11 protein-coding genes are annotated in these 17,387 nt (G+C 47.5%); 2 read left to right on the top strand and 9 right to left on the bottom strand.

Features of this window, described 5'->3' with window-relative positions; translation table 11 throughout:
* The 3 genes from glgX to malQ form a co-directional block, all read right to left on the bottom strand.
* Positions 1-2,202, bottom strand: coding sequence for a glycogen debranching protein GlgX (glgX, locus tag OX890_RS08185; RefSeq protein WP_268650400.1), 2,202 nt, complete (start codon positions 2,200-2,202; stop codon positions 1-3).
* A 1-nt stretch (position 2,203) separates the two neighbouring features.
* Positions 2,204-4,438: a 1,4-alpha-glucan branching protein GlgB gene (gene glgB, locus OX890_RS08180; protein WP_268650399.1), complete on the bottom strand. Its 2,235-nt coding sequence runs from the start codon at positions 4,436-4,438 to the stop codon at positions 2,204-2,206.
* A 114-nt stretch (positions 4,439-4,552) separates the two neighbouring features.
* Positions 4,553-6,979 (bottom strand): 4-alpha-glucanotransferase, encoded by a 2,427-nt coding sequence (gene malQ, locus OX890_RS08175; RefSeq protein ID WP_268650398.1) that lies wholly within the window; start codon positions 6,977-6,979, stop codon positions 4,553-4,555.
* Between the two features lie 605 nt (positions 6,980-7,584).
* Between malQ and OX890_RS08170 the strand changes: the two genes are divergently transcribed.
* Positions 7,585-8,214: a peptidylprolyl isomerase gene (locus tag OX890_RS08170; RefSeq protein ID WP_012588211.1), complete on the top strand. Its 630-nt coding sequence runs from the start codon at positions 7,585-7,587 to the stop codon at positions 8,212-8,214.
* Between the two features lie 128 nt (positions 8,215-8,342).
* Here the strand turns inward: OX890_RS08170 and OX890_RS08165 are convergent, their stop codons facing one another.
* The 6 genes from OX890_RS08165 to betI form a co-directional block, all read right to left on the bottom strand.
* Complete coding sequence (locus tag OX890_RS08165) at positions 8,343-8,819, bottom strand: MarR family winged helix-turn-helix transcriptional regulator (RefSeq protein WP_006080852.1); 477 nt, start codon at positions 8,817-8,819, stop codon at positions 8,343-8,345.
* Positions 8,820-8,910: 91 nt separating this feature from the next.
* Complete coding sequence (locus tag OX890_RS08160) at positions 8,911-9,615, bottom strand: TorF family putative porin (RefSeq protein ID WP_115335206.1); 705 nt, start codon at positions 9,613-9,615, stop codon at positions 8,911-8,913.
* Between the two features lie 14 nt (positions 9,616-9,629).
* A complete protein-coding gene (locus OX890_RS08155; protein ID WP_268650397.1) occupies positions 9,630-10,847 on the bottom strand; it encodes a BCCT family transporter in 1,218 nt (405 codons plus the stop codon).
* A gap of 389 nt (positions 10,848-11,236) precedes the next feature.
* Entirely contained in the window at positions 11,237-12,922 is a 1,686-nt protein-coding gene (gene betA / locus OX890_RS08150; RefSeq protein ID WP_259569144.1) for a choline dehydrogenase, read from the bottom strand.
* A gap of 9 nt (positions 12,923-12,931) precedes the next feature.
* Positions 12,932-14,395 (bottom strand): betaine-aldehyde dehydrogenase, encoded by a 1,464-nt coding sequence (betB, locus tag OX890_RS08145; protein ID WP_107404097.1) that lies wholly within the window; start codon positions 14,393-14,395, stop codon positions 12,932-12,934.
* Positions 14,386-14,991, bottom strand: a complete 606-nt coding sequence (gene betI, locus OX890_RS08140) for a transcriptional regulator BetI (protein ID WP_006080847.1) — start codon at positions 14,989-14,991, stop codon at positions 14,386-14,388. The genes betB and betI overlap by 10 nt, the downstream gene beginning before the upstream one ends.
* 612 nt (positions 14,992-15,603) lie before the next feature.
* On the opposite strand from betI, the gene yiaY reads away from it, so the two are divergent.
* Positions 15,604-16,752, top strand: a complete 1,149-nt coding sequence (gene yiaY / locus OX890_RS08135; protein WP_268650396.1) for an L-threonine dehydrogenase — start codon at positions 15,604-15,606, stop codon at positions 16,750-16,752.
* The last annotated feature ends 635 nt before the right edge of the window (positions 16,753-17,387 follow it).

The raw sequence follows: 17,387 nt of genomic DNA, 5'->3' as shown, positions 1-17,387 counted from the left end.
TCATTTCTTGAAAATCAAATCAGCATGAAAAAGCATGAGACTGCGATCTTGCAGCAAGTATCGCGTCGTAGAGATCTGAGCATCCAGCGGCTCAGTTTGGGTATGGATCAGGCATTGCCACGGACTCAAGTGCTCAAAAGTCGGCGGCGTAAATGCCAAAGGGTTGTCGTCGGCATTGACCATCAACAGTAGAGCTTGCTGCTTACCTTGGCCTTCTAAGTCACCAGAAAGCACTACAGATAAACTGCGGCACATAGACTCAGTCCACAGGCTCTTAGTCATTTGCTCACCTTGACGACTAAACCAATCTAAGCGAGCACCGGTATCGGCTAAAGATTCGGCCAATAACTGTTCATGAATGAAGCGTTTAGCGCATAACAACGGGAAACGTTTCCGCAGGGCGATAAGCTGCTGAGTAAAGGCTAACAGCTCAGTGTCCATGCCCTTTTCCGACCAATCAAACCAGTTCAGTTCATTGTCTTGGCAATAAGCATTATTGTTACCTTGCTGGGTGCGGCCCGTTTCATCGCCGCTCAACAACATAGGCACACCTTGGGATAAAAATAGCGTAGTCAATAAGTTACGTTGTTGACGACTGCGAAGTGCCAGAATTGCGCTATCTTCGGTTTCCCCTTCAATCCCATAATGATGACTGAAGTTTTCTTGGTGACCGTCGCGATTATCTTCCCCATTCGCCAAATTGTGGCGCTGGGTATAACTCACTAAATCTTTGAGGGTAAAACCGTCGTGGCTGGTTAGAAAATTAAGACTGGTCGCAGGCGGACGGCCGCCATGCTCGAAGAAATCCCCCGAGCCGTGAAATCGCCTAGCAAATTCGGGCAACATGCTGTGATCGCCGCGCCAGAAACGGCGCATAGTGTCTCTATATCTGTCATTCCACTCGCTAAAGGCCACGGGGAAATTACCTAATTGATAACCGCCAGGGCCGATATCCCAAGGCTCAGCAATCAATTTCACTCGGCACAACACAGGGTCTTGCAACAGCGCATCGAAGAAACCTGAGCCGGGATCAAAACCATAGGCCTCGCGACCTAGGCAGGCCGCTAAGTCGAAGCGAAATCCATCGACGCCCATGATTTCTACCCAGTAACGCAGCGAATCAAGCACGAGCTGCAACATGCGTGGATGGTTGATATTTAAGGTGTTTCCGCAACCCGTATCATTAATGTAAAAACGCTTATCATTCGGATGCAGGCGGTAATAACTGAGATTATCTATGCCACGAAAACTAAAGGTCGGCCCAAGTCGACTGCCCTCGGCACTGTGGTTATAGACCACATCGAGGATCACTTCGATACCCGCACCGTGAAGTGCATCCACCATAGCCCGAAACTCACCAATATCGTCGGATGACAGATAACTCGGCTCAGGGGCAAAAAAACCGATACTGTTGTAGCCCCAATAATTAGTGAGCTTTTTCTCGAGCAAAAATGGTTCAGTGAAAAAGGCCTGTACTGGAAGTAACTCGACGCACGTCACCCCAAGTTCGGCCAAATAATCGATAGCAGGCTGAGTCGCCAAACCCGCAAAGGTGGCGCGTTTATTAGGTTCAATCTCAGGATGCGCCGCCGTAAAGCCTTTAACGTGCATCTCATAAATAATGCTGCGCTCTATGGGTTTGGGCTGAAACCTCGTCGCTACGGGCTGAATCGACTGCTTAGCGGCGATGTCGATTAATGGACTAATGTCCACGACTTTACATTTTGGCACATAGGCAGCGTTATCTAACTTACTGAAAGATAAGTCTTCATCCTTGTGATTCAGCTCGTAACCATAGTTAGACTCATGGTCGCTATATTCACCGACCAGCTGGCGCGCATAGGGGTCGAGCAATAACTTATTGGGATTAAATCTGTGGCCAAGCTGAGGCTCATAGGAGCCATAAACGCGATAGCCGTAGAGTTGCCCCGCCTTGAGCCCATGCACAAATACATGCCAGATTTGCTGCGTTTGTTCAGTTAACGCAATCCGCGCGACTTCTTGCTCGCCATTGTCATCAAATAGGCATAACTCGACCGCTGTTGCGTTAGCTGAAAATAACGCAAAGTTGACGCCATCGCCCTCAACATTAGCACCGAGCGGAAAAGGCTCACCTACCCCTAACACCCATTTTTCGCTTTGAAATGGGTGTTTTTTAGCGTCAGGGTTGAGCTTAATATCATCAGCCGTGGGCTTTTGCATGCTAGTTCGCCTCAGCCAATCCGGTTAACGCAGGCCCTATGACTAGACAGCCCAAGGGCGGCACAGTGATCAGCGCGCTCTGCGCCATGCCCTGCCACGGCAGCAGCTCAGCAACCACAGTGCCCGCATTACCTTGGTTACTGCCACCATAAATCTGGCTATCGCTATTCAGGTATTCGCGGTAATCCCCCGCCAAGGGCAAACCAATACGGAATCCAGTGTGCAATTGGGGCGTCATGTTGATGACAAACACTAACGGCGCATCACCCGCTAAGCCGTAACGCACAAAGGTAAAGATGCTGTCGCGGCTATTCTCACAATCTAGCCAACTAAATCCTGCTCCCTCGTAATCCTGAACCGATAAGGCTGGCATTTTTTGATATAAGTGATTGAGATCTTTAAGCCAACGTTGCACACCTTGGTGCGGTTCATAAGCCAATAAGTGCCAATCTAAACTCTGGTTATGGTTCCACTCATTTCGCTGACCAAACTCGCAGCCCATAAAGAGTAATTTCTTCCCGGGATGCCCCCACATAAAACCGTAATAAGCACGCAGGGTGGCAAATTTCTGCCAATCATCACCGGGAATTTTATGCAGCAACGAGCCCTTGCCATGGACCACTTCATCGTGACTCACGGACAACATAAATTGCTCGGTATAGGCGTACATCAAACTGAAGGTCAATTGATGATGGTGGAATTGGCGGTAAAGCGGATCGCGGCCTAAGTAGCTTAAGCTGTCATTCATCCAGCCCATGTTCCATTTAAAGCCAAAGCCAAGACCTTGCTGATCCGTCGGCTTAGTCACCCCCGCAAAAGCGGTGGACTCTTCGGCGATCATGCAAATGCCGGGGAAAGCTTGGTACAAGCGTTGATTCAAAATTTGTAAGAAACTAATGGCCTCGAGATTCTCCCGTCCACCATAGGCATTGGGCAGCCATTGGCCCGGCTCGCGGCTGTAATCGAGGTACAACATAGAAGATACGGCATCGAGACGCAGGCCATCGAAATGAAACTCCCGCAGCCAGTAACAGGCATTACTCAACAAGAAACTGCGCACTTCACCGCGATCATAGTTATAAATCAGGGTATCCCAATCGGGATGTGTGCCCTTGCGAGGATCTTCATGCTCATACAGACAAGTGCCATCGAAACGCACTAAGCCGTGGGGATCCTTAGGAAAATGCGCCGACACCCAATCGAGGATAATACCAATTCCCGCCTGATGGCAGGCATCCACAAAGGCTTTTAACCCATTGGCATCGCCAAATCTGTGGGTCGGTGCATAGAGACCCACGGGCTGATATCCCCACGAACCATCGAAGGGAAACTCGCTGATCGGCATCAGTTCAATGTGAGTAAAACCTTGCTCCTTCACATAGGGAATCAGCTGCTCAATCAAGTCGTTATAATCAAGATATTGCTCACCTTGCTCTCCCTTGCGACGCCACGAACCTAAGTGCACTTCGTAGGCCGACATGGGCGCTTTATGCCAAGCAGTCGCCGCGCGTTTACTCATCCAAGCGGTATCATTCCAGCTGTGATGGGCTTTCTTAGGCACGATAGAAGCATTATGGGGCGCGCATTCCATTTGAGTCGCCATGGGATCGGACTTGGCATGACGCTCACCATTTTGATAAACCAAATCAAACTTATAGTGGGCGCCTTCGGCCACATTGGGTAAAAATAGCTCCCATAAACCATTGGCAATATGTTGGCGCATCACATGGCGAGTATCGTCCCAATGGTTAAAATCTCCCACCACAGACACCCGTTTGGCATTGGGTGCCCACACACAAAAATGCACACCTTCAACGCCTTGGGTCTGACGCCAATTGGCGCCTAAAAACTCATAGGCGCGCTCGGCGCTGCCTTCACCAAAAAGATAAATATCATCACTATTGAGCAGTGAATCAAACTGATAAGGGTCAATAATATCTAGCTGACACAGGGGGTATTCTACCCGCAGCAAATAGAGAAACGGTTTGACGCGTCGCCCCAGCGTACCGGCGAACAATCCCTGCTCGTTAACTTTGTCCAAACTCGCTACTTTGCGGCCATCTTTAATGCTGATCACATCCACACTGATTGCATTACGTAAAAAACAATGAACAATTAATGCCTTACCCTCGTTGGCACTGTGCATACCCAAAAGCGAAAAAACATCAGTGTATTGACCATTAAGTAGGGCGACGTCGGCGCCATCGTAGAAATAGGCATTGGCTTGAGTCATCATTTTTCTTCCGTTTATCAGTCAATTAAACTTGCAAATTGGCACTCTTTATCCGCATAACACCACCTAATTATCGAACCTTTAGGGATGGCATAATGTGGCACTGGATCAGCAGCATTAACTCGGTAGCTGTCTCGCCGCAGCGATATTTTGTAATCGCTGCAATATCTCTGGCGAAGCCGACACTTGCGTTAAACTCAAAGGTAAGCGCCGCTGCCAGTTAGGATATTCGAGCCAAGTGCCGGGAATGTTCACCGCATGGCGATCGGCCAATAAATCACACAGTTGCACGCTGTACAGCGCACTATTTCCGCGAGCCCCTAGGGTCATCCAAGCCGTAAGCAAGGTTTGAATATCAAGTTCGGCTATCGTCACCTCGGCTAACAGACCTTGAGCGACTAACAGTGAAATAAGCTGTTGCTTTTCATGCTCCCGCCCTGCCAGCGCCTCACCCAATTGTTCGTCAGAATCAAACAGGGATAGCTGTCGACGCAGGTGCAAATCGCTGCCGCACCACCAAGCCACTAAGGTCGGTACATCGTGGTTCGCCAGCATCATCAGGCTCTGGGACTTGTATTGATCCGGTGATTTAAAGCCTTGATGGTCTTTGCAGAAATAGAACAATTCGTTGGAGTAAATGCCAGAGGTGTAGAGACGATGAATAATGTCCGGTGGCACTAGCCCTAAGTCTTCACCAATCACCACACAGCGGGCGCGTTGACTCTCAAGGCAAACGATAGCGAGCATGGTTTCAACGGGATAATACACATAGGCACCGTGGCCAAGTTGTTTATCCAGTGGCCACCACCAGAGGCGCAGTAAGCCCATCACGTGATCGATACGCAAGGCGCCACAGCTTTCCATATTGGCGCGGATCAAGGAGATAAAATGACTGAAATTATGTTGTTTTAACTTCACCGGATCGAGGGGCGTTAAGCCCCAATTTTGCCCTTGGGGCGCAAAGGGATCCGGCGGTGCGCCGATACTGGCATTCAAACAAAACTGCTCGGCATTGGCCTGTACTTCACTGCCCTGCAGCGCTGCGCCAACAGCCAAATCACGGATCAATCCCAGCCCCATGCCCACTTCTTTCGCTTTTAGCTGGCAAAGGTGTAACTGGTTTTCGGCCACAAATTGCAGGTAAAGATAGAAACCTTCCTCTTGTACAAACGCTTTTGGGCTACGTAAGTATTCCGCTTGAGCAAACTCTTGCAGCGCAGTGCCCTGCTCACGCACAAACTCATGGAATCTTTGCGCTCTGGGCGTGTCGTTTGCTAAATGGGTTTCACAAAAAACGCGATATAACTGCTCAAAGGCACGGTATTTGAGCTCACTCACCTTAGGATAATCGAGCCAATTGTCACGATTCAGTAAGGCGATGGCCTCTATCCAAGTAGCGCTTGAAAATTCAGTGGTAAGTGCTTGGTATTCAGGAACGCTTTGTAATTGAATATAAAGAGGATTGAGTCTGCGGCGATCGCACGGACTATAGGGACTCGGATGCTCTGGCGCCGCAATGTCGAGGGCATGCAAGGGGTTGAGTTGAATGAAATCCGCGCCCTGCGCCGCCACCAGCGCGATCAGTTGTTCTAAATCGCCAAAGTCACCTATGCCCCACTGGCTCTCGCTGCGTAAACTGTAGAGTTGAACGCTGATCCCCCAAGGTTTATGGCGCTTACCTTTGGCGACAGCCGTGAGTACGCCTTGATAAGCGGCCCGCGGTGCCACCATTAAGGTGCCAGAAAACAAGGTGCTGGTATCAGCCTCAGCCGTCACACTGCTCTGTAGCGCTGAGCTTGGCGCTGGTGCACTTGTCTCTAGAGCATGTTTTAAGCTTAAAGCTATACGATGAAAGCCCAAACCTAACACAGAGAAATCACTCGCATTTTTGTCAGCTGCATGCGCAAATGAGTCTTGGTTTTTGATTAAGGCTGGGTTGTTAGTGAACTCTTGGCTGCTCAGGAAATAAGACGCTAAATTTACCGCCTCAGTCTCGACGGGCATTGAATGTTCAGGGGAAGCTTGGGTCTTAGCCTCAGCTAAATCGAGGCGTGCTAATCCCAGTTGCGTAAGATCAAGGCGATAGTGTAGATAAAGCGTTTGTTCAATACGGTAATCGCCAATCGACTTAAGCGCCGAGAACGGCACATCAAATACGATAGACTCACCCTGTTCGCATTCAATCGCCACACTCAGATCTGAGGTATAGGTTTCAGGTAAACAAAGGCTTATCCAAGGTTCATCCACGAAACACCAATGGAATTCGGGTAACACCTGAGTCCAAGGACGGGCATCCAGCAAGTCAATTTGTGAGGCGATCAGCGCTTCGGTCAATACCGCATCGACGTTAGTCAGCCCAGCATCACTCGATAACGCCTCTGTAGCAGAAGCATCAATGGCAGTCCCTGCCACAGTGTTTTTTTCCTGTAACATACAGGTCAAGATACCTTGCCTGTCTACCTCGGAAATATGGATCTCTTGGCCAAAACAATCAGTAAATTCTGCTCCAACCCCCCGCAAATACAGCAACTTTTCCAGCCCCATATTTTGTCGCCCCCGCGACCGCTCATCCATAGCTTTAGATATACAGTAACCATGCCAACCAAAAGTAACAAGAAGATGACATAAATATTTCAGGGAAATAACAAAAAACTTTTTCAAAAAATCAGTAACTTACTAGAAGCACTCAGTTAAGTTCGCGCGCAGTGACAATCGAAATAATAAACATGGAACGCACCAACTTGGGGCATGCGTTCAGCAAGAGGGCAAGCATGCTTCCCAAGACCTTGACGAAAGGCTGTCACGAGAGGCAGTTAAAAAAGACAAGCACTAAGCAGGGAACTAAGGCATAAAAATAACATGACAGGCGTAAGACATTTATATGTCATAGCATTCGAACTAAAACCCAATGAATAAGACCCAAAACATATCGACTAGTGAGTTCGGTGCAACACTTTGTATCAATTGCACTTTATAACTTGAACAGCCTATCTCTCCTCTGTCAACATCTCATCTCGCTACAGCGTAGAAACATAATAACAACATTACATTCATGGAGCCTGATATGCCCTCGCTTATCCGCAAGAGGCTCGCTCGATGGAACGCTAAAGCAGAAACTCCCCAATGATGATTGAGAATAAGGATATGAAATGAAGAAGTTATCAGGATTACTGTTTGTCGGCTGCATAGCCTTAACCGGTTGTGAAGGAAGTACAGATGGTGATCTAACGCCGACGCCACCGACGCCCGATCCCACTCCGCCAGCCTTAGCTGCGGATGTATGTTATTTAATGAAAACCACAAAAGGCGATATCACACTCGCCATTGACTTAACGAACATGCCCATCACAGGTAAAAACTTTAAGCAGTATGTTGATAAGTCTTTCTATAACGGCACCTTATTCCATAGAACCGTTAATAACTTTATGATCCAAGGCGGCGGTTTTACCACAGGGCTCAAAAGCAAACCAGGCGATGCCCCCATCAAAAATGAAGCCGCAGTCGGTATTAGCAACAAACGTGGCACTATCTCCATGGCTCGCACGGATGACCCTAATTCTGCAACATCACAGTTCTTTATCAATGTGTTAGATAATCCACATTTGGATGCGTCTGCGAGCAATTATGGTTATGCCGTGTTTGGCAAAGTGGTTGACGGCATGGATGTGGCGGATCAGATCAGCATAGTACCAACAAAAAGTAGCGGTGGTTTCGCCAACACGCCAGTACAAGAAATTCTGATTAACTCTGTGGCTAAAACAAGCTGCCCTGCAGCTTAAGCATCTAAAAAGACGCACAACTAAACGACATCGAGTTAAAAGCAAAAAAGCACTGAAGATTCAGTGCTTTTTCATTTTAAAAACGAATCGATTTTAACGTCTAATCATTTAAAACATGATCTAAACGATTACTCGTCGCCTTGGATCTTTCCGACCAAGAGCATAGGCGCCGCATCAATTTTATCGGCGTCCATCATAGTCGCGATACGCTCAACGGCTGAGAGCAATTGACTCTGTTCCCATTCTTCAAGATTCTGATAACGCTTAATAAAATGATCCTGTAACGGTTTAGGTGAGTCCTGTAACAGCGCTCGGCCCGCATCGCTAAGGTATAAATGCACCTTACGTTTATCAGTCTCACTGCGCAGACGGATCACTAAACCACGGCCCTCGAGACGATCTATAATGGTCGTCACTGTCGCAGGGCTCAGCGTAATTTCTTCCGCCACAGTTTTCGCCAATGGCGCATCCAATTGGGCGATTTTTTGCATCACCATCAATTGCGGCCCAGTTAAACCTGAGTGTTTGTTCAGCTGGCGAGAATGAATGTCGATAGCGCGTATTACTCGACGCAGCGAAATGAGCAGTTGTTCGTACTTTTCCATAATGTCCCGTCCCAGTTGTCCAGTGCACCTTACCAGAAAGCGCGACTGAACTCACCAAGAGGAGGCACTTTTATGGTAAAAGTCCCTTAGATTACAACATGAATTGACGCGATACCGACAACACTAGGCGCTCGTCACTGGTATCTAAGTTCATGCTGGTATCTTCAGCGGCAAGGCTGAAATCAAAGCCGCTCCAGCTGGTCATATAGGCAACGCGGAAGTGATTAAAGGATTTACCGCCATCCCATGGCCATTTGTCTTCATCGAGTGACGTCGAGCGGTCAACACTGAAGCGGATATCATGGCCTTCGGCAACGCTAATCGTATGGCCAAGCAACATAGTGTAATGTCCGCCGCCCAAACCAAAGTAGTCCCATGTGTAGGTTAACTTAGCTTCAGAGTGGCCAAGGGAAGTGTCGTAACCTAGCTTGCTATACAGCTCAGGATAGTTGTACTCATCGGAGAAGGAATCGCCGTGGTAGGTGTAATAGGCCAGCCCGACATCGAGACTCAGTTGCTTGTTCAGCTGATAATACTTACCCGCATAGGCATCGAGCTCTAACCAAGTGTCATCGCTGCCACCAAAGTCGACGTTCGAGGTAAAGCCGCCCACGTACCAGCCCGAATCAAAACCGTAATCCAGACTGCCTTGCAGTGCTGGGCCGTTGTCCGTTTGGCTGACACCGTTAAAAGTGTAATCCGATGTTGCCGTCACAGTGGCCGATAATCCGGCATTCGCCGCAGTCGACATCAATAACAATCCGCCAGCGACAAGATAAAAACATTTTGATTTCATTATTAATTTTTCCATTAGTTAGCTAGCTCAATTTTAGTAAAGTCGATTTTGTTCTCTTTTGGCGAGCGCTCAATGGCACGAACTGTTTGCAATTGCGCCATCATGATGTAACCAAAACAGCTAAAGATCAGGCCCAGTGCGATTGCACCAACCCATTGAATTTGAAGAAAGTCTAATTGAAAGAGTAATGTCAGACTGCAGAGCAACACTAAGTTAAAGCTGACATATTTAAGCTTGCCTAAACGCTCAATCGTCAGGTTAAGATTGTCGGTATACAGGCGTACCAGTGAGTCGAGTGAGTTAATCACAAAGGTCACCCCTACAATCACCATCGCCAGATTATAGAAGCCCGAGGTATCTAACCCATTAGCGCTGTAGTAATAAAGCACGGTGAACCAGATAGCGATGGGGATAGACGGAAACACCATCATGGCCAGCAACACTTGGTAGGTTTTCATCCCGCCGACAAAGCGCGAGGTAAATTGACCAATCATAATGCTCCACGCAAACCACCAGAACAGATAAAACTCATGGTAGTCGTTGATGGGTAACACAAAATGTTGAATATTGCCGAAGTAGTCGCCCAACATGGCAAAGGTCGTAAAGAACTCGCCCACACTTGAGTCAGCCGATAAAAATGCACTGGCCCACATCATGGCAATCAAGCCTAAAAATAACCAAGTGCTGGCTAAGCTCAAAATACGCACATAACGTATGCTAGTGCTGGAATATACCGCCGCGGCAATCACCATAAATACGATTAAATAAAAGCTACCGACTATGGTTTCACCATCACCTAATTCGGGTAAATACCAAGGTAAATTGCTGAGTAACAAATAGGCGGTAAAAGCACAGGTGCCAATAATCACAATGTTATTGATGAACTTGACCAAAGGAATGTCGAAAAACTTCACCCTAGGTTCAATCACACAAAAATAGAAACAGGTTAAAAAGTAGAAACCCCAAATCAAGAAGGCCCAAAAGCCAAACTCAATCGCCAGCGGATTGGTAAAGCCGTACTCGGGACTTGCCGCCACATTGGCATAGCCGGCAAACTCGGTCAGCGGAAACATGATCAAGCCGACATCAAGGCCAGAGGTGAACAGAATCGCGATAAAGGTAAACGTACGCACAGGCGTCACACCGATACAGCGAATGTTACCCCAGCGATAAATCACAAACGCAATCGCGGCAAAAGTAAACAGTATCCCTGCGGATAATAACCAGGTCATAGGATGCACTCCGTCCCAGTCGATACTGGATATAAGTAGGCATGAGGATATGAATCCATAAAATGTAACTCCATGTTTTTATTTAATAATAAAAAACTGAATCATTTTTAAAGGCAGCGCTCTGCCCTCAAGCCTTAAATATCGCTACTTAAAAAGCGCTCTGCGATAGTTAAACCCTGATAGATGTTCAGTCGTGAAAGTGATCATTTGCACACTCACTGCGGGCTGACCGACCCTTTAGATAAAATGAATCATGACCCTTATTTTGAGTAATCAATTAATGAGTTTTGAGTCATCAATTAATGAGTCACTTAAAATTGAAGCCGCCAGTCCATCGATAAGACGGACCGAGCAGGCATGTTGTGCACTTATGGCGTTAACTTGCGCCGTTAACTTGTCGCAGTGCTTCTTTGTGTGGTTTGCCAAGCGTCGGCAACCACAACGGCGGAATCTGCTGGCGCTAACATCTCAGCCTCTAAGATCATATCCGCAGCGCGCTCAGCCAACATGATGGTCGGCGCGTTCAAATTGCCGTTCGGGATAGTCGGGAAAATAGAAGAATCCACCACTCGTAAATTCTGCAATCCATGCACGCGGGTTTCAGGATCCACTACGGCCATCGCATCTGTGCCCATCTTGCATGAACAAGAAGGATGATAAGCACTCTCAACCGATTGACGCACAAAGGCATCGATTTGCTCATCGGTTTGCACTTGTGTGCCGGGTTGAATTTCCTCACCACGATACTCATCGAATGGCGCTTGATTGATGATCTCACGGGTTAAACGCACACAGGCTCTAAAGCCTTCAATATCATCAGGATGCTGTAAATAATTGAACTGGATCTTAGGCGGCGCTTTAGGATCTGCCGACACTAAGGTCACGGCACCACGGCTTTTAGGCTTGTTATGGCCAACATGTACCTGAAAACCATGACCCGCAAAGGCTTCTTTACCATCGTAACGCATAGCCGCAGGTAAAAAGTGGTACTGCAAATCTGGCCACTCGAGACCCGCTTTTGAGCGAATAAAACCACAGGATTCAAAGTGATTTGTGGCCCCTAGGCCAGACTTATCTAAGATCCACCGAGCACCGATTAAGAACTTGCTGAAAGGATCTAACTTGCCATTGAGTGAAATCGGTTTAAGGCATTTGAATTGGAAATAAAACTCTAAATGATCCTGTAAATTCTGACCAACACCGGGCAACTCATGTTGTAACTCGACCCCTGCATCGGCCAATACTTTGGGATCGCCAATACCTGATAATTGCAGTAAATGCGGCGAACCTATTGATCCAGCAGCTAAAATCACTTCTTTATTACAACGAATATCTTCAACTTTGCCTTTGTGCTCAATGCGAACGCCAACGGCCGCTTGTCCTTCCAATAGCACTTTATGCACTAAGGTGTGGGTCAACACAGTAAGGTTACGTCTGGCCATCGCTGGGCGTAAATAGGCATTAGCGGTAGACCAACGCACGCCTTTTTTGACCGTCATGTGCATGGGACCAAAACCTTCTTGCTGCGCCGCATTATAATCGGCGGTCGATAAATACCCCGCCGCAATGCCCGCATCCACAAAGGCTTGGTATAAGGGATTTTGCATCTGGTTACCGTTATTAACGCCTAACGGTCCAGACTCACCGCGATACTCATCACCACCAAAGGCCCAGGTTTCTGCCTTTTTAAAGTAGGGTAAGCAATGGCTGTAATCCCAGTTGGTCGCCCCTTGCGCCTGCCACTCATCAAAGTCTCTGGCATGACCACGGACATACACCATGCCGTTAATCGACGATGAACCGCCAAGCACTTTACCCCGAGGGCAATGCATCTTGCGATTATCTAAATGTGGCTCTGGCTGCGTCTCAAACTGCCAAGCATATTTAGGGCTGTTCATCGGAATCGATAACGCAGTCGGCATTTGAATAAAGATGCTCTTATCGCTGCCACCAGTTTCTAATAACAGTACTTCGTTTTTAGGATCCTTTGACAGACGATTAGCGAGCACACACCCTGCGGAACCGGCGCCGACTATGATGTAGTTATAATATTTTTGCTGAAGTGAATGGGCCAAAATGCCTCCTTAAAATGGGCTTTCTAAGGGCTGTAGACCCACGTAAACGGCTTTAACTTGGGTGTAATGCTTGAGTGTCTCGCTACCGTTTTCACGGCCAATACCCGACAACTTATATCCACCTACCGGCATTTCTGCTGGCGATGCACCATAGGCATTGATCCAACAAATACCCGCTTGTAACTGATGAATAACCCGATGGGCACGGCTGATATCTTGGGTGAACACCCCAGCAGCTAAGCCCATGGCGGTATTGTTTGCCCGAGCAATCACTTCGGCTTCATCTTTAAAGGTGAGTACCGACATCACAGGGCCAAAGATTTCCTCTTGGCAGATGCGCATCCCGTCGGTGCAATCGGTAAAAATGGTTGGGGCGACAAAGTAACCATTGGGTGCATTATCTGGCGTTAACGCTGTGCCACCAGTGAGCAAAGTTGCGCCGTCATCGATACCTTGCTGAATATAATCGAGCACTTTTTGCTGGTGGTCTTTAGAAATCAACGCGCCAAAGTTAGTCTCTGGCGCCATAGGATCGCCCACCACAATATTGGCTTGAGTACGGGCAAGCAGCTTCTCAATAAAGCATGGATAAACTGACTCATGGACAAACACTCGCGTCCCATTGGTGCAGACTTCACCTTGGGTGTAGAAGTTACCGAGCATGGCACCGGAAACCGCATTGTCGATATCAGCATCATCAAACACGATAAGCGGTGATTTACCGCCGAGTTCCATAGTGACGTCTTTTAATGAACTTGCTGCTGCGGCCATGACTTTTTTGCCAGTACCGACTTCACCAGTGAAAGACACTTTGGCAATATCCGGATGTCCCGTTAACCAAGCGCCAACCTTACCATCGCCCATCACGACGTTAAATACGCCATCGGGCAAACCCGCCTCACTTAAGAGTTGCGCTAATTTCAGTGCGCCAAGCGGCGTTTCTTCCGAAGGTTTAAAAATCATCACATTGCCGCTGGCTAAGGCAGGAGCGGCCTTCCAACAGGCGATTTGTAATGGGTAATTCCAGGCGCCAATACCAGCACAAATGCCTAAAGGCTCACGGCGGGTGTAATAAAAATCCCCACCGACTTGCTGCTGCGCGCCTTCAAGCCCTGGGGCAATATGGGCGAAAAACTCGATAGCATCTGCGCCTGTGACCACATCAACCACTGAGGCTTCTTGCCAAGGTTTACCTGTGTCGCGCACTTCGATTGCCGCGAGTTCATCATTACGAGCACGCAATAACGCAACCGCGTTTAACAGAATACGACTGCGTTCGGTGGCACTCATGGCAGACCAAATCGCAAAGCCTTTTTTGGCGCTCTCGATGGCCGCTTGCTGAATTTTTTCATCGGCCACTTGCACTCGATACGCCAATTGCCCAGTGGCAGGATTGACGACGTCGAAGGTTTCGCCGCTATCGTTAGCGAGCAACTGACCCGCAATAAAGTTGTACTGTACTTCTACTGACATGTTTTGACTCCATGCTGCTTTATCACATTGTGGATAAAGGTTTTGCATAATTTTTCGGCCTGAACAAAATCCTGCTCAGGGGTTTCACTTAAAGCGCTGCGTAACCAAAATCCATCGATCATCGCCGCCGTTTGCTCAGCAGCCATCAGGGCAAACTCTTTGGGCAACACGTGCCGAAAGGAAAAATGTAAATTGCTGTATAAGCGGCGACTATTGATATTCTGCAAACGGGCTAACTGGGGATCGTGGACGGCCTGTGCCCAAAAACTCAGCCAAGTGTGAGTGACATTTCGTGAGCGCTGTAACTCGGTAAAATTCGCTTCAACTATCATCATTAAGCGCTCTGTTGGCGCCAACACTTGTCCTTGGATTCGATTGAGCAACGCCTGCTTTAACTGCTCGAGTAAGTGACGCAGCGTCGCTTGGATCAAGCCCTGCTTACCACTGAAATAATGACTGATGATCCCCGACGACATCCCCGCCAACTGACTAATGCTGTTGATAGTCGTGTGCTGCAATCCATGCAAGGCAACCGATGCTAATGTCGCATCGATAAGCTGCTGTCTGCGTATCAATTTCATTGCGGCTTTAGGCATAAATACTCAAGGAATAACCACTCTCTCAATACTCTGAACGACGTTAATTGAACGTTCAATTAACAATCATGATAATGATTAGTGATGTAACTATCAACCTAAAATAGCACAGTGACAAAGCTCACAAGTTAGTTATGTAAAAAAGAATTAATGTGTAAAAACAAGATAAATGTATAGATTTCTTTGACTTGCGGCCCTACCACAACCACAGCAGTACGCATAAATTAATATTAGATATCAAACTAATTAACTGGAGTTAATACTACGAATGAGAGTATTAACGAGGTTTAACCTCTGTTAGATTTAACAATTGAGCCGTCAAATGTTAGCTAAAAAGTGGGATGAAAAGTGAGATAACAAGACCAGTAAAAAACACACAGAAATGATGCCTCGCCAGGGGCGCTAAAACCCCAGAAAAACCATATCGTACGCCAACACTAATACCCGTCATAAAAGTCCGAAGTTTAGTTACCGAGTTCCAACTTTAGTGGGAAATTGACCCCAGATAAGCGCCGAACTCGATCGAGCTCACACTTTCACTACCTCCAAATTGGTAGCTTGATCACCAGAAAAGAACACAACTTAATCTTTACAAGCAAATAGGTGGATTTTATGGCTGCTAAATTTTTTATTCCTTCTGTCAACGTGTTAGGCCAAGGCGCAGTGGATGACGCTATCGGTGACATCAAAACCTTAGGCTTTAAACACGCACTCATAGTGACAGACAAACCCTTAGTCAAAATTGGCTTAGTCGGTGAAGTGGCCGAAAAACTTGGTCAAAATGGCATTACCTCCACCATCTATGATGGCGTACAACCTAACCCAACCGTAACGAACGTCGAAGCAGGTTTAGCCCTGTTAAAAGCCAACAAGTGTGACTTTGTGATTTCACTCGGTGGCGGCTCACCCCATGATTGCGCCAAAGGTATCGCCCTTGTTGCCACCAATGGCGGCAGCATTAAGGATTACGAAGGGTTAGATCAATCCGCAAAACCACAGTTGCCATTAGTGGCTATTAATACGACGGCAGGTACTGCCAGTGAAATGACGCGCTTCTGTATCATTACCGACGAAGCCCGCCACATTAAAATGGCGATTGTCGATAAGCACACCACGCCTTTGCTGTCGGTCAATGACCCTGAACTCATGCTGAAAAAGCCTGCGAGCCTCACGGCCGCAACCGGTATGGATGCACTGACTCACGCGGTTGAAGCCTATGTGTCTATTGCTGCCAACCCGATCACCGACGCCTGCGCGATCAAGGCTATGGAATTGATTCAGGCTAACTTAGTCAACGCGGTTGAAAACGGTCAAGACATCAATGCCCGTGAACAAATGGCCTACGCACAGTTCTTAGCGGGTATGGCCTTTAACAATGCCAGCTTAGGTTATGTGCATGCGATGGCGCACCAGTTAGGCGGTTTCTACGATCTGCCCCACGGTGTGTGTAACGCCCTGCTGCTGCCCCATGTACAGGAATACAACGCCCAGGTCGTCCCTGCTCGCTTGAAAGACATTGCCAAGGCTATGGGTGTGGATGTGTCCAGCATGACCGATGAGCAAGGTGCCAGTGCGGCGATAGCGGCAATCAAAAAGCTGTCTGTTGCGGTTAAGATCCCAGAAAACCTGACCTTGTTAGGCGTAAAAGCGGAAGATATTCCAACACTTGCGGATAACGCGTTAAAAGATGCCTGTGGATTCACCAATCCAAAACAAGCGACCCAAGCGGAGATCTGTCAGATCTTCACTAATGCGCTGTAGTTGCGCGCTGTAATCGCCATACTTTATCAATCGCAAGTTATCGCACAGCAATCGTGCGCTAACTTGCTGGATAACGACTGATTGTCCTGCTAGTGCGTAAACACGACTTCATCCTCCAATGAATGCGTTTTGGGCTCCAATAGTGCACAGATGATTGCTGCACTATTGGGGCCTTTTTTATACCGATATAGATAAGGTTGCTATCTTAAAAATTAAGTAACAAAAACCAACATAAAACTCAGTGTCTATGCACCTTTGCACTGACAAAACACTCACAAATCAGCATATTCAAGAAGAAAGGATCTGAACCTCAAATATTCATAGCAAAATGATATAAAAAACGTGATCTCTGTGGGTTACAGACTGTTACAGATCCGATAAGATGGCCCCAGTTCGCTTTTTCCCTGCAAAAGATGAAGCCAGCTGAGAGGCCCGTTCTAACGAATGGGCCTCTGTCCATTCTGCCTTCTGCGTTTCCTCTGCGACAACTTATACTGCCACTTAATCGTATTACGCCCACCAAAGCCTAATTAACCTATTTACTCCGCTGTTCACTCTTTTTATCACTTACACTCAATAAGACTTACTGACGACCAAGTTGTTGCTTTATTAATCAGTAATTCAGCAAAAGCGAA

This window comes from Shewanella sp. DAU305, from assembly GCF_026802235.1.
GTDB lineage: Bacteria > Pseudomonadota > Gammaproteobacteria > Enterobacterales > Shewanellaceae > Shewanella > Shewanella baltica.
The sequence above is the reverse complement of the archived record's forward strand: the minus strand, read 5'-3'. Positions and strand labels throughout refer to the sequence as shown.